This window comes from Vibrio sp. ED002, from assembly GCF_023277445.1.
In the GTDB taxonomy this organism is placed as follows: domain Bacteria; phylum Pseudomonadota; class Gammaproteobacteria; order Enterobacterales; family Vibrionaceae; genus Vibrio; species Vibrio jasicida.
Map to the genome: position 1 here is coordinate 2,915,535 of NZ_CP080238.1, position 13,653 is coordinate 2,929,187.

The 13,653-nt window shown below is 45.1% G+C and carries 13 protein-coding genes and 1 other RNA gene; 7 read left to right on the forward strand and 7 right to left on the reverse strand.

Annotated elements, in window-relative coordinates:
• Window positions 1-8: 8 nt before the first annotated feature.
• Window positions 9-2,003 carry a transketolase gene (gene tkt, locus ITG12_RS13610; RefSeq protein ID WP_038881148.1) on the forward strand — a complete coding sequence of 665 codons (1,995 nt, stop codon included), beginning with the start codon at window positions 9-11 and terminating at the stop codon, window positions 2,001-2,003.
• A gap of 50 nt (window positions 2,004-2,053) precedes the next feature.
• Here tkt and ITG12_RS13615 read toward each other — a convergent pair whose 3' ends face one another.
• Window positions 2,054-2,290 carry a hypothetical protein gene (locus ITG12_RS13615; protein ID WP_038870340.1) on the reverse strand — a complete coding sequence of 79 codons (237 nt, stop codon included), beginning with the start codon at window positions 2,288-2,290 and terminating at the stop codon, window positions 2,054-2,056.
• 199 nt (window positions 2,291-2,489) lie between these two features.
• Here ITG12_RS13615 and epd point away from each other — a divergent pair, with 199 nt between their 5' ends.
• The 4 genes from epd (at window position 2,490) to mscS (ending at window position 7,394) form a co-directional block, all read left to right on the forward strand.
• Entirely contained in the window at window positions 2,490-3,527 is a 1,038-nt protein-coding gene (gene epd / locus ITG12_RS13620) for an erythrose-4-phosphate dehydrogenase (RefSeq protein ID WP_038870338.1), read from the forward strand.
• Window positions 3,528-3,679: 152 nt separating this feature from the next.
• The gene (locus ITG12_RS13625; protein ID WP_038870336.1) at window positions 3,680-4,840 is read left to right on the forward strand and encodes a phosphoglycerate kinase; all 1,161 of its coding nucleotides are present in this window, start codon (window positions 3,680-3,682) and stop codon (window positions 4,838-4,840) included.
• Between the two features lie 153 nt (window positions 4,841-4,993).
• Window positions 4,994-6,070 carry a class II fructose-bisphosphate aldolase gene (gene fbaA / locus ITG12_RS13630; protein ID WP_038870335.1) on the forward strand — a complete coding sequence of 359 codons (1,077 nt, stop codon included), beginning with the start codon at window positions 4,994-4,996 and terminating at the stop codon, window positions 6,068-6,070.
• 457 nt (window positions 6,071-6,527) lie between these two features.
• Entirely contained in the window at window positions 6,528-7,394 is an 867-nt protein-coding gene (gene mscS / locus ITG12_RS13635; protein WP_038870334.1) for a small-conductance mechanosensitive channel MscS, read from the forward strand.
• 63 nt (window positions 7,395-7,457) lie between these two features.
• Here mscS and ITG12_RS13640 read toward each other — a convergent pair whose 3' ends face one another.
• Entirely contained in the window at window positions 7,458-7,940 is a 483-nt protein-coding gene (locus ITG12_RS13640; protein WP_248873142.1) for a YbaK/EbsC family protein, read from the reverse strand.
• 24 nt (window positions 7,941-7,964) lie between these two features.
• Complete coding sequence (locus ITG12_RS13645) at window positions 7,965-8,594, reverse strand: LysE/ArgO family amino acid transporter (RefSeq protein WP_039976408.1); 630 nt, start codon at window positions 8,592-8,594, stop codon at window positions 7,965-7,967.
• A 140-nt stretch (window positions 8,595-8,734) separates the two neighbouring features.
• Here ITG12_RS13645 and ITG12_RS13650 point away from each other — a divergent pair, with 140 nt between their 5' ends.
• Together ITG12_RS13650 and ITG12_RS13655 are read left to right on the forward strand one after the other, a co-directional pair.
• Window positions 8,735-9,631 carry a LysR family transcriptional regulator ArgP gene (locus ITG12_RS13650; protein WP_038870328.1) on the forward strand — a complete coding sequence of 299 codons (897 nt, stop codon included), beginning with the start codon at window positions 8,735-8,737 and terminating at the stop codon, window positions 9,629-9,631.
• Window positions 9,632-9,888: 257 nt separating this feature from the next.
• Window positions 9,889-10,584, forward strand: a complete 696-nt coding sequence (locus ITG12_RS13655; protein WP_038870326.1) for an oxidative stress defense protein — start codon at window positions 9,889-9,891, stop codon at window positions 10,582-10,584.
• Between the two features lie 76 nt (window positions 10,585-10,660).
• Here the strand turns inward: ITG12_RS13655 and serA are convergent, their stop codons facing one another.
• From serA to ssrS, 4 genes are all read right to left on the reverse strand, one after another.
• Window positions 10,661-11,890 (reverse strand): phosphoglycerate dehydrogenase, encoded by a 1,230-nt coding sequence (serA, locus tag ITG12_RS13660; RefSeq protein WP_038870325.1) that lies wholly within the window; start codon window positions 11,888-11,890, stop codon window positions 10,661-10,663.
• Between the two features lie 259 nt (window positions 11,891-12,149).
• Window positions 12,150-12,806, reverse strand: coding sequence for a ribose-5-phosphate isomerase RpiA (rpiA, locus tag ITG12_RS13665; RefSeq protein ID WP_038881162.1), 657 nt, complete (start codon window positions 12,804-12,806; stop codon window positions 12,150-12,152).
• A gap of 58 nt (window positions 12,807-12,864) precedes the next feature.
• The gene (locus ITG12_RS13670; RefSeq protein ID WP_042605408.1) at window positions 12,865-13,458 is read right to left on the reverse strand and encodes a 5-formyltetrahydrofolate cyclo-ligase; all 594 of its coding nucleotides are present in this window, start codon (window positions 13,456-13,458) and stop codon (window positions 12,865-12,867) included.
• A gap of 5 nt (window positions 13,459-13,463) precedes the next feature.
• Window positions 13,464-13,648: non-coding RNA, 6S RNA (ssrS, locus tag ITG12_RS13675), on the reverse strand.
• Window positions 13,649-13,653 lie beyond the last annotated feature (5 nt).

Sequence of the window (13,653 nt, forward strand, 5' to 3'; positions counted from 1 at the left end):
GAGCAGACATGTCTTCTCGTAAACATCTGGCAAATGCAATCCGCGCTCTTAGCATGGATGGTGTTCAACAAGCTAACTCTGGCCACCCAGGCGCACCTATGGGTATGGCTGATATCGCTGAAGTTCTTTGGCGTTCTCACCTAAACCACAACCCAGCTAACCCAGAGTGGGCAGACCGCGACCGTTTCGTGCTGTCTAACGGCCACGGCTCTATGCTTATTTACTCTCTACTGCACCTGAGCGGTTACGAGCTGTCTATCGACGATCTTAAAAACTTCCGTCAGCTTCACTCTAAGACTCCTGGTCACCCAGAGTACGGCTACGCACCAGGTATCGAAACAACGACTGGTCCTCTAGGTCAAGGCATCACCAACGCGGTTGGTATGGCAATGGCTGAGAAAGCGCTAGCGGCACAGTTCAATAAAGAAGGTCACGACATCGTTGACCACTTTACTTACGTGTTCATGGGCGATGGCTGTCTAATGGAAGGTATCTCGCACGAGGCTTGTTCTCTTGCTGGTACACTAGGCCTTGGCAAACTGATCGCATTCTGGGATGACAACGGCATTTCTATCGACGGTCACGTAGAAGGTTGGTTCTCTGATGACACTCCTAAGCGTTTTGAATCTTACGGTTGGCACGTTATCCCTGCTGTAGATGGTCACGATTCTGAAGCGATCAATGCTGCTATTGAAGCGGCAAAAGCAGACCCTCGTCCTACGTTGATCTGTACTAAAACCATCATCGGTTTTGGTTCTCCAAACAAATCAGGTTCACACGACTGTCACGGTGCGCCACTAGGTGCAGACGAAATCGCAGCAGCACGTGAGTTCCTAGGTTGGGAACACCCAGCATTTGAAATTCCAGCAGACGTATACGCTGAGTGGGATGCAAAACCAGCAGGTTCTGAGAAAGAAGCAGCTTGGAATGCGAAGTTTGAAGCATACGCAGCGGCTTACCCAGCAGAAGCGGCAGAGCTTAAACGTCGTTTAAACGGCGAACTTCCTGCAGAGTGGGAAGAAAAAGCGAGCCAAATTATTGCGGATCTTCAATCTAATCCAGCGAACATTGCATCACGTAAAGCATCTCAAAATGCTCTAGAAGCGTTTGGTCAAATGCTTCCAGAATTCATGGGCGGCTCTGCTGACCTAGCGCCTTCTAACCTAACCATGTGGTCAGGTTCTAAGTCTCTAGAAGCGAACGACTTCTCTGGTAACTACATCCACTACGGTGTACGTGAATTCGGTATGACTGCGATCATGAACGGTATCGCGCTACACGGTGGTTTCGTTCCTTACGGCGCAACATTCCTAATGTTTATGGAATACGCTCGTAACGCTATGCGTATGGCTGCTCTGATGAAAGTTCAGAACATCCAAGTTTACACGCACGACTCTATCGGCCTTGGCGAAGATGGCCCAACTCACCAACCGGTTGAGCAAATGGCTTCACTACGTCTGACTCCAAACATGAGTACATGGCGTCCATGTGACCAAGTTGAATCTGCAGTAGCATGGAAACTGGCGATTGAGCGTAAAGATGCGCCAACTGCACTTATCTTCTCTCGTCAAAACCTAGCGCAACAAGATCGTGATGCTGCGCAAGTTGCGAACATCGCAAAAGGTGCTTACATCCTGAAAGACAGCGATGGTAAGCCTGAGCTAATCCTAATCGCGACAGGTTCTGAAGTTGAGCTAGTAGTGAAAGCTGCTGAGCAACTAACGGCTGAAGGTAAGAAAGTACGCGTTGTTTCAATGCCATCAACAGATGCATTCGACAAGCAAGACGCTGCTTACCGTGAATCTGTACTACCATCAGACGTAACGGCACGTATCGCGGTAGAAGCGGGCATTGCTGACTTCTGGTACAAGTACGTTGGTTTCGACGGCCGCATCATCGGTATGACGACCTTCGGTGAGTCTGCGCCGGCTGACCAGCTGTTTGAGATGTTTGGTTTCACTGTAGAAAACGTAGTGAACACAGCACAAGAATTGCTAGCGTAATTTCGCGTTATAAATGAAAAACCGAGCGTTAATGCTCGGTTTTTTTATGCCTATTCAAATTCTTTTCCCCAGTTGTCTCTCTCCTTGTGCCCACATTCCTTACAAGTGACATAGCGATCCATATCGTAATAGTGGCCGCCATTCAGCAAGGTATGAGCCCAGAGTTTTAACGTTCCAAGAATCGATTTATCCGTATCATAACGACTTGGCTTACGGACCAGCACTTCAGAGTGTGGTGTTTCTCTATTGCATCGCTGACAAAAGTGAGCAGCGGGAAAACCTGACATACGAATTTCCTTTTGGTGGTCAAACAAGGAGTTAAAGTGCCAAGTGAAATACGCGAGGTCAGAAATGAATATATTGGCAATGTGAATGTATCGTGAAGTGAAAAGATAGTTTACCGCGAGTGAGATCACTTACTTAATGCGTTCTGCCTTTGTATCAGGTACTATCTGTGACACGAATTTTTGGTGAGGCGAGGGAGAAATGCTAAAGGTTGCGATCAATGGATTTGGACGTATCGGTCGTAATGTACTGCGAGCAGTATATGAGAGCGGTAAACACCAACAAATTAAGGTTGTCGCTGTCAATGAGCTTGCACAACCAGAAGCAATGGCCCATCTTCTGCAATATGACACCAGTCATGGCCGCTTCGGAAAGAAAATCTCTCACGATCAAGAGCATCTTTATGTTCATCATGATAGTGGTGAATATGACCCCATTCGAATCCTTCACCTCGCTGAAATCGACCTGTTGCCATGGCGCGATCTAGAGGTCGATATTGTCTTAGACTGCACTGGCGTATTTGGCTCACAAGCGGATGGCTTAGCTCATATTGAAGCAGGTGCAGAGAAAGTCCTGTTTTCTCACCCTGGTGCAAATGACCTCGACAACACCATTATTTATGGCGTTAACCATGAAACGCTAAAAGGCGAGCATCGCATTGTTTCTAATGGCTCGTGTACGACGAATTGTATCGTTCCTATCATTAAAGTCTTAGATGAAGCCTTTGGCATTGAGTCGGGCACCATTACTACTATCCATTCATCAATGAACGATCAGCAGGTGATTGACGCTTATCATAATGATTTACGTCGTACTCGTGCTGCCAGTCAATCCATCATTCCTGTCGATACTAAGTTGCATAAGGGGATTGAAAGAATCTTCCCGAAATTTTCCAACAAATTCGAAGCCATTTCGGTTCGAGTTCCGACAGTTAACGTCACCGCGATGGATTTAAGTGTCACAATTAGTACAAATGTGAAAGTTAATGACGTAAATCAAACCATTGTTAACGCATCTCAGTGTACATTACGTAACATTGTTGACTATACTGAATCGCCGCTCGTTTCCATCGACTTTAACCATGATCCCCACAGTGCCATTGTGGATGGAACTCAGACTCGAGTGAGCAACGGGCAACTCGTAAAAATGCTTGTTTGGTGCGATAACGAATGGGGCTTTGCTAACCGGATGCTGGATACCGCTTTAGCAATGCAAGCTTCTTCACAAGTGGAGCCTTAATGGTGAGGAAGCGATGGAGAATTTTTTATTTTAAGCCTTGAAATAAATCTGACGTATCTCCATATCAATAACCAGTTTGAAGAATTAACGGGCTTGGCAGGATTGCCGAGTTTTTAAAAACTTTAATTATTTAATATTTGAGAGGACACATCATGTCTGTAATCAAGATGACTGACCTGGATCTTGCAGGTAAACGTGTATTTATCCGTGCTGACCTAAACGTGCCAGTAAAAGACGGTAAAGTAACTTCTGATGCACGTATCATCGCATCTCTTCCAACTATCAAGCACTGTCTAGAAGCAGGCGCTAAAGTAATGGTTACTTCTCACCTAGGTCGCCCAACTGAAGGTGAATACGCTGAAGAGTTCTCTCTACAACCAGTAGTTAACTACCTAAACGACGCACTAGATTGCGAAGTTAAACTAGCGAAAGATTACCTAAACGGTCTAGAACTAAACGCTGGTGAGCTAGTTGTTCTTGAAAACGTTCGCTTTAACAAAGGCGAGAAGAAAAACGAAGAAGAACTGTCTAAGCAATACGCTGCTCTATGTGACATCTTCGTAATGGACGCATTCGGTACCGCTCACCGTGCACAAGCATCTACTCACGGTGTAGGCATGCACGCAGACGTAGCATGTGCGGGTCCTCTACTAGCTAACGAACTAGAAGCACTAGGTAAAGCAATGGACAAGCCTGCTCGTCCAATGGTTGCTATCGTAGGTGGTTCAAAAGTTTCTACTAAGCTAACGGTTCTTGAGTCTCTATCTAAAATCGCTGACCAACTAGTTGTTGGTGGTGGTATTGCTAACACATTCATCGCAGCTGCTGGCCACAACGTTGGTAAGTCTCTATACGAAGCAGACCTAGTTGAAACAGCTAAGAAGCTAATGGACGAGTGTGCAATTCCAGTAGCAACTGACGTTGCATGTGCGAAAGCATTCGACGAGAACGCAGAAGCTGAAATCAAGCACGTTTCTGAAGTACAAGACGACGACATGATCTTCGACCTTGGTCCAGATTCAACTGCTGAACTAGCAGAAATTTTGAAGAACGCTAAGACTATCCTATGGAACGGTCCAGTAGGCGTATTCGAATTCAAGAACTTTGAAGCTGGTACTAAAGGCATCTCTGACGCTATCGCATCTTCTGAAGGCTTCTCTGTTGCAGGTGGTGGTGACACGCTAGCGGCTATCGACAAGTTCGGTATCAAAGCTGACGTATCTTACATCTCTACTGGCGGCGGCGCTTTCCTTGAGTTCGTAGAAGGTAAAGTTCTTCCAGCAGTTGAAATGCTAGAAGCACGCGCTAAGTAATATTCAGTAAAGCGGGAGTCCTCTCCCGCTTTCTTGTTTGCTGCAACGCGAGAGGAACTCTGCTAAAATAGCCTCAGTTGTGAGCAAACGTTTGCAAGATTTTCAATTTAACAAGTTTTGTTTATAAAACGACAGATAAATAGGATTACATCCATGTCTAAGATCTTCGACTTCGTAAAACCAGGTGTTATCTCTGGCGATGACGTTCAGAAAGTATTTGAAGTAGCAAAAGAGAACAAATTTGCTCTTCCAGCAGTTAACGTTGTTAACACTGACTCAATCAACGGTGTTCTAGAAGCTGCAGCGAAAGTTAAAGCTCCTGTTGTTGTTCAGTTCTCAAACGGCGGTGCTGGTTTCTTCGCTGGTAAAGGCGTGAAACTTGAAGGTCAAGGTGCACAAATCCTTGGCGCTGTAGCAGGTGCAAAATACGTACACGCAGTTGCTGAATCTTACGGCGTTCCAGTAATCCTTCACACTGACCATGCTGCTAAGAAATTGCTTCCATGGATCGACGGTCTGCTAGACGCTGGTGAAGAGTTCTTCGCTCAAACTGGTAAACCACTATTCTCTTCTCACATGATCGACCTTTCTGAAGAGTCTCTAGAAGAGAACATCGAAATCTCTGGCAAATACCTAGCTCGCATGGCGAAAATGGGTATGACTCTAGAGATCGAACTAGGTTGTACTGGTGGTGAAGAAGACGGCGTTGATAACTCTCACATGGACGCATCAGAGCTTTACACTTCTCCTGAAGACGTTGCTTACGCATACGAGAAACTAAACGCTATTAGCCCACGTTTCACTATTGCAGCATCTTTCGGTAACGTACACGGTGTTTACCAAGCAGGTAACGTTGTACTAACTCCAACTATCCTACGTGACTCTCAAGCATACTGTGCAGAGAAGTTCGGTATTGCACCAAACGCTCTAAACTTCGTGTTCCACGGTGGTTCAGGTTCATCTGAAGCTGAAATCCAAGAGTCTATCGGCTACGGTGTTATCAAAATGAACATTGATACTGATACACAGTGGGCAACTTGGGATGGTATCCGTACTTACTCTGCAGAAAACTTTGATTACCTGCAAGGTCAAATCGGTAACCCAACTGGCGAATCTGCGCCAAACAAGAAGTACTACGATCCACGCGTATGGCTGCGTGCTGGTCAAGCTTCAATGGTAGCTCGTCTAGAGAAAGCATTCTCTGACCTAAACGCAATCGACGTACTATAATTCGTCTTATTTGAGTTTCTAAAAACCCGCTCTTCGAGCGGGTTTTTTATGTCTAATCAATGAGACAGCGACCATTCTCTTTCTTTTAGCAATTGATAACTCAATCAACTGCTATATGATCACCGCACTTCATATCCCTTCAGTTTTGGCGCAAATTTCGAAACCCAGCGCATTTCCGCACCAAGTGGCATAAAAGCAATTAAAAAGTGTGGCGAAATGTAAATCCATTGCGTACTCTGTAACATGCCAATATCGGAAAATTCTGATAAAGCTTTGTTTTGTAGGTCTTTGCGAAACTCTGACTTTGCAAAATTTCAGTTTTGAGATATTGTGCCAAAAATCTGACACTGTTCAGGAAAACAATAGGGATGTTGTTGTGAATAAGAACCTATAAAAAACAAGGTTCATAAGTTAACGGCAATTAGATTTTTATATCTTTATTTTGAGGATACGAATTATGGCAGGTGAATCGATGGGTATCGATACCTCTTTAACGGATGGTTTGAGCAAAGCGGAAACGTGGCTAAATAACAACTCAGATCTTCTTATTCAGTACGGTGTAAACATCATTTCTGCACTGCTGATCCTATTTATCGGTAACATTATCGTTAAAGCGGTAGCAAACAGCGTTTCAAAAGTGCTTGAAAAGAAACAAATGGACAAAGCGGTTGTTGAGTTTGTCAACGGTCTAGTTCGTTACCTTCTATTTGTTATTGTATTGATTGCGGCACTAGGTCGTGTAGGTGTTCAAACTGCATCTGTAGTTGCGGTAATTGGTGCGGCTGGTCTTGCTGTTGGTCTTGCTCTACAAGGCTCACTATCTAACTTTGCTGCTGGCGTGCTAATCGTTGCATTCCGTCCATTTAAGTCTGGTGACTATGTGGAAATCGGTGGTGTAGCTGGTAGTGTTGAAGCAATTCAAATCTTCCAAACTGTACTAAAGACACCTGACAACAAAATGGTTGTTGTGCCGAACTCATCAGTTATCGGCGGCGCAATCACTAACTACTCTCGCCACGCTACGCGTCGTGTAGACCTAGTTATCGGTGTTTCTTACAGCGCTGATCTTAAGCAAACTAAGCAAGTTATCCGTGACGTGCTAGAAAAAGATGAGCGTATCCTGAAAGATCCTGCAATCCAAATCGGTGTCCTAGCACTAGCAGACTCTTCAGTGAACTTCGTGGTTCGTCCATGGTGTAAAACGTCTGATTACTGGGATGTTTACTTCGATTCAACTCAAGCAATCAAAGAAGCGTTGGACGAAGCAGGCATCGAAATTCCATTCCCACAAATGGATGTTCATTTGAACAAAGTAGAAGCTTAATCCCTTCGATTGAGAACATGAAAAAGCGAGGCAATGGCCTCGCTTTTTTTATATCCGGATTTTCTAAAGTTCTAACAGAGTGTTACTGCCAGCGAGGAGCAGACGTTTAAGTTCGCTACCTGCAAAGCCAAAGGTTAATTCGGGTAAACCTGGCGTATAAAGCAACTCATCATGCTGGTAGAGTGCCGTGTCGACGATAATGGTGACATGCTCAGGTAAGCCAATAGGACAAACTGCGCCAGGTACACAACCTAGCTGCTCAATCATTTCATCGTCGCTGCAAATAGAAGGCCTTTTACCAGTCATCATTTTGATTTGTTTGGAGTCTAAACGAGAGTCTTTGTCGGTCAGGTATACAGCATAACCTTGCCCTTTTAGCTTGAGAAAAAGACTCTTAGTATGAATGCCAGTCCAGCCGAGTTTTGCGGCAACTTTGACATCGGTTTCGAAGTCGAGAATGGCTTCATGTTGCCACTCTCGAAAGGGGATGGAGAGCGCGTTGAATCGCTCTCGATTGATTTGATGGATTTTTTCCAGTGACTCCATGTCGTGTTTCTTTCCTATTTATCTTTACCAGTATTTGGTGACTAACTCATTCGCAAGTACAAAAGCGATAGTAAACATCATAGTAGCAACCGCAATATCGATGCCTTTTTTCACTTTTGGTTTTGAGAGCGTTGGCCCCAATTTTGCCGCACCTAATGAGAGCGTGTAGAACCATACAAAGGAAGCCATGATGGTGCCCATAGCGAATGCGATGCGATCATTACCTTCAAACTGACCACCAATTGAACCTAAGATCACTACGGTATCTAAGTACAGGTGCGGGTTCAACACTGTGACGGCAAGTGCGCCAAGAATTACGGTACGACGGCCTCGTGCGACGACTTCACCATTCGATTCAGAGGCGTTTGCTGCTTTGAATGCACTTTTTAGTGACAGTAAACCGTAAACACTTAAGAAGGCAATACCACCTAAAGTTACTGAGGTAAGTAGGATTTCATTTTGCGAGAGAATCGCGCCGCCACCAAAAATACCGAGCGAGATAAAAATCATATCTAGGATGCTACAGATGGTCGCAGTCGTTAGATGATGTTGACGCTTAATGCCTTGGTTAAGTACATACGCATTTTGCGCACCGATTGGAATGATCATGGTCGCACCTAAACCGAATCCTTGTAATAACACCCAAAAGCTCACAACACACCTCAACATTAGTAATAGAACAACAGAGGAGGGGAAGATAAAGCTTTTCATTAAATAAGTATAATTAATGATTTTAATATATTATTAGCATTACTTATTTGGTGCTGTTGGCGTTTATTAGGGAGGAAAAACACGTGCGAGGATTGGATTATAAATGGATAGAAGCGTTAGATGCGGTAGTTCATCAAGGCAGTTTTGACCGAGCTGCTGAGCACCTTTTTGTTTCGCAATCAGCCATTTCCCAACGTATCAAACAGCTTGAGAAGTACCTTGCCCAACCGGTACTTATACGTGAGCAACCGCCAAAGCCAACCCCAATTGGTAAGAAGCTACTCGGGCTTTATCGTCGCGTCAGGTTGCTTGAGCATGAAATCCTTCCTGAGCTAAAAAACGACACCACAACTCGTCCCGTTCAGCTCTCACTCGCGACTAATGCCGACAGCTTAGCAACGTGGTTACTACCGGCTTTACAAGATGTGATGAAGCATCGCCAAGTTGAACTTAAGTTGACGATCTACGGAGAATCACGATCGATTGAAAAGCTCAGAAGTGGTGAGGTAGCAGGGGCTATAAGTTTAGAATCACAAGCCATACCGAGTTGTCGAGCGGATTACCTAGGGCGCATCGATTATGTTTGTGTCGCTAACCCTGAGTTCTATCAACGCTATTTTACCGAAGGCGTGAACAATCAAACGTTAGCTAAAGCACCAGCGGTTTCCTACGATCAGTACGATGATCTGCATAAGAAGTTTTTAACGGAGCACTTCAACGTCAGACCGGATAGTGTCATCCATCACAACATTAGTAGTTCTGAAGCTTTCCTCAAAATGGCGTTAGCTGGAGTCGCTTATTGCTTGATTCCTCGACTACAGATCACCGATGAACTGGAGAAAGGGGAGCTTATCGATATTACGCCTGGCTTTTTGATGTCTTATCGCATTTATTGGCATCACTGGCAGTTGGAAACCGGAGTGCTGCAAGAGATATCGCAAGCAATTGTGAGTTACGCTCAAAAACACTTACCGCAATAAGTTCCCACTTCGCTCGCGTTTTGAGTCGAAATTACCATGAAGTTACACAGTCAAAGTTGTGTTAGAAGTCGCTTAAGGTGCTTGGATAATTGCCAGAAGTTTCTATGATGAGTCTATATACACTCCTGTTCATTGCTGTTTTATCTATTTGCGAATTCAAGACAGCAACTTATCTGCCATGGCTTTCATCGAGTCTCTCGCCTTGAACTCAGGCAACTGGAGTGATCTTAGTCTTTCAATACGGATGGATTTGTCGAATGAAACTGTCTTCATGTTTACTTGCTTCAGCCCTAAGCCTTACCAGTATTTCTGTGTTTGCGAATGATGTGCCGAATTTTGCCCATTTATCAACCACTGGCTACGGTGAAGTTGTCGCGACGCCAGATATGGCGGCTTTTTCTGTAAAGGTAGTTGATACGACCATGACGGCAGAACAGGCGAAGCAATCTGTCGATAATACGGTTGATGAGTTTCTTAAGAGCTTAGCTGATGCTGGTTTGTCGAAAGACAATATTACTAGCTCAAATCTGTACCTTGCTCCTCAGTACCACTATCCTAAATCGGGTAAAGCGGAACTTGTGGGTTATCGAGCTTCACGCAGTATTGATGTGACTGTGAGTGATTTGGCGAACTTGAATGAGTACTTGGATATGGCGCTAAAGGCGGGCATCAACCAGGTTGACAACATTCAGCTTAAAGTAAGCAACCAATCTGAGTACCAACAAAAAGCACGCATGGCAGCGATTAAAGATGCACAAAGCAAAGCGGCTTCTTTAGCGACAGGTTTTGATAAGAAGTTAGGTGATGTGTGGCAGATTAACTACAACCAAATGCACGCACGCCCAGTATTGATGCGCTCTGTGGCGATGGATGCAAGAGAGAGTTCAAATAGCTATCAAGATTCAACGTTGGTGATTCGTGACCAAGTGGACGTCGTATACAGGCTTAAATAGTACAGATAACATTACGATTCATAGAATGAGAAAAGGCAGGGAAGTCCCTGCCTTTTTTGTATTTGCAAGTCAGTGATCAGTGAAGGATTCGGGCACGAATGGTGCCTTCGATGCCTTTTAATTTAACTAATGCTTCTGCTGCGCGAGAGGTTTCTACGTCAATCACTACGTAGCCGATCTCAGCTGCGGTTTGTAGGTACTGGCCGGCGATGTTGATGCCGTCTTCTGCGAAAATGGTGTTGATTTGCGTCAGGATACCAGGACGGTTTTTGTGGATGTGGAGTAGACGTGAACATTCACGATGCTCTGGCAGTGATACTTCTGGGAAGTTCACGCTCGATAGTGTTGAACCATTGTCTGAGTACTTCGCCAACTTGCCCGCAACTTCTACACCAATGTTTTCTTGTGCTTCTTGTGTTGAGCCACCGACGTGTGGCGTTAGGATAACGTTGTCGAACTTCTGTAGTGGAGACTCAAACGCATCGGCGTTGGTTTTTGGCTCTACAGGGAATACGTCGATAGCTGCTCCAGAAATATGGCCTGATTCTAGGCTGTGGCATAGAGCCGGAATATCAACAACAGTACCGCGCGCCGCATTGATAAAGATAGCGCCCGGCTTCATGCGCGCGAACTCTTCCTCACCCATCATGTTCTTGGTTTCTGGCGTCTCTGGTACGTGCAAAGAAACGACGTCACATTTATTTAGTAACTCACTCATGGTGAGCACTTGTGTCGCATTACCTAGAGACAGTTTGTTTTCAATGTCGTAGTAGTAAACGCGCATGCCTAGGTTTTCGGCAATGATACCTAATTGCGTACCAATGTGACCGTAACCAATGATGCCCAGACGTTTCCCGCGAGCTTCGTAAGAACTGTCTGCACTCTTTTTCCAAATGCCACGGTGCGCGAGTGCGTTCTTTTCTGGAATGCCACGAAGAAGCAACAGGATTTGACCTAGAACCAACTCTGCGACGCTGCGCGTGTTTGAGAAAGGTGCGTTGAATACAGGGATACCACGCACCGAAGCAGCGTTGAGGTCTACTTGGTTGGTACCGATACAAAAACAGCCAATCGCAACTAGCTTGTTCGCCGCATTGATCACGTCTTTCGATAGGTTTGTTCGGGAGCGGATACCGATGAAGTGTACGTCTTTTACTGCTTCAATCAGTTCTTCCTCAGAAAGGGAACCTTTGTGATATTCAATGTTGCTGTAGCCAGCTGCTTGAAGAACTTCAACTGAAGAAGGGTGGAGTCCCTCTAGCAAGAGGATCTTAATCTTTTCTTTTTCCAGTGAAACTTTGGCCATTTTTCTCGTCCTTAAAATGGAAAGGTGGGCTAATGTGGCGCACATAAAGCAAAACCATTAAAAAGGGGATAATTAACAGTTTTGTTGGAAGACAAACGTTTCCCTGTGCGTCTTCTGTTCAATAAAGTAACAAAAAATTTTTGCTTTGGGTAAGAAAATTACGGAATAAGGCATGCTTTTCTTAGAAAAAGAAAGAAAAAACGGCGCCCTAGGGCGCCGTCTGTAATGAAATAACAGAAAACTTAAGTCAACTAGTGACTTATTCTTCTATTTTTGCACCTTCTGGTGTGCCAGTGATAACCACATCTGCACCACGGTGAGCGAATAGACCCACAGTCACAACACCCGCGATGCCGTTGATCTTATCTTCCATCTCTTTTGGGTTAGTGATTTGCATGTTGTGTACGTCTAGGATCACGTTGCCGTTGTCCGTCGTTACGCCTTCACGGTATGCAGGGTCACCACCTAGTTTTACCAATTCACGAGCTACGTAAGAGCGTGCCATTGGGATAACTTCTACAGGAAGTGGGAATTGGCCCAGTACGTCAACTGCTTTTGTGCCGTCAACGATACATACGAATTTGTCTGAAATAGCTGCAACGATTTTTTCACGAGTCAATGCAGCACCGCCGCCTTTGATCATATCGCGTGTTGCATTGATTTCATCTGCACCATCAACGTAGACATCTAGCTTCACTACGTCGTTACACTCGAATACTTCAATACCAAGCTCTTTTAGGCGCTCAGTAGAAGCAATAGAGCTAGACACTGCACCTTTGATATCGTCTTTGATACTGCCTAGGGCATCGATGAAGTGATTCACGGTAGAGCCAGTACCAACACCGACAATGCTGTCTTTCTCAACATATTTAAGTGCTGCCCAACCAGCCGCTTTCTTCATTTCATCTTGAGTCATGCCAATCTCCTGAATAGATGTTCGTTAACGTTTGCGGCGTGATTATAGCGGGTAAGTTCTACTTTTCCCATTGCCAGATCTGGCTTGGAGTCACGATCTTAGGTAATGGGATGTCCCAACTCTCTGTTGGAAGGCGTTCGACATGCTGACAATCATGAGCAATGCCGATTGGCTTGGCGCCCTCGCCAGTACTAAACCAGCGTGAGAGTGTCCGGTCATAGTAGCCTCCGCCCATACCTAAGCGATGGCCGATACTGTCAAAACCAACTAATGGTGTGCAGATCAGGTCGAGATCTCGAACGGGCTTTAGGTAGGTGATATCGAGTTTGGGTTCTAAGATTCCATACTTATTAAACACCAACTGGTCATCGTTTACGTAATGAAGAAACAACAATTGGCCTTGCGAGAATGGGTGAATCACCGGTAGGTAAATCGACTTACCTTGTTGCCATAGCCACTCAATTAACGGTTTTGTGTCGAGCTCTCCGTCGGCGGAAAGATAAATGGCGATGTGATCTGAAACTTGGATTTCTGGCAACTGTGAAAACTGTTTAATTAGATCGAGCCCTGCTTGAAACTGAGTATCACTGCACAGGCCGTTACGTTTTTCACGGATGAGTTTACGGAATTCTTGTCGAGATAGGTTTGACATAGAGAGGATACCCCAGGGTGCCGTTGAGGATTGTGGCCCTTGAACCAGCTGGTTCAAGGCGGATCAGCAATGATAACCGTAGGCTTCTCGGTGCATGCCAAGCTTGCTCAATAGCTATCAAGTACTAACCCTTCGGTATTGCTTATCGGCTCAGGGACTTAAATCCAACTGACGAACACCCCAGGGTAAATTTGG

Bases quoted from the DNA above. Each gene is read 5' to 3' on its own strand.
- ITG12_RS13615 (WP_038870340.1), bottom strand. From the start codon at position 2,290: ATGTCAGGTTTTCCCGCTGCTCACTTTTGTCAGCGATGCAATAGAGAA.
- ITG12_RS13640 (WP_248873142.1), bottom strand. From the start codon at position 7,940: ATGGAGTCACTGGAAAAAATCCATCAAATCAATCGAGAGCGATTCAAC.
- mscS (WP_038870334.1), top strand. From the start codon at position 6,528: ATGGCAGGTGAATCGATGGGTATCGATACCTCTTTAACGGATGGTTTG.
- ITG12_RS13655 (WP_038870326.1), top strand. From the start codon at position 9,889: ATGAAACTGTCTTCATGTTTACTTGCTTCAGCCCTAAGCCTTACCAGT.
- tkt (WP_038881148.1), top strand. From the start codon at position 9: ATGTCTTCTCGTAAACATCTGGCAAATGCAATCCGCGCTCTTAGCATG.
- serA (WP_038870325.1), bottom strand. From the start codon at position 11,890: ATGGCCAAAGTTTCACTGGAAAAAGAAAAGATTAAGATCCTCTTGCTA.
- epd (WP_038870338.1), top strand. From the start codon at position 2,490: ATGCTAAAGGTTGCGATCAATGGATTTGGACGTATCGGTCGTAATGTA.
- rpiA (WP_038881162.1), bottom strand. From the start codon at position 12,806: ATGACTCAAGATGAAATGAAGAAAGCGGCTGGTTGGGCAGCACTTAAA.
- fbaA (WP_038870335.1), top strand. From the start codon at position 4,994: ATGTCTAAGATCTTCGACTTCGTAAAACCAGGTGTTATCTCTGGCGAT.
- ITG12_RS13670 (WP_042605408.1), bottom strand. From the start codon at position 13,458: ATGTCAAACCTATCTCGACAAGAATTCCGTAAACTCATCCGTGAAAAA.
- ITG12_RS13625 (WP_038870336.1), top strand. From the start codon at position 3,680: ATGTCTGTAATCAAGATGACTGACCTGGATCTTGCAGGTAAACGTGTA.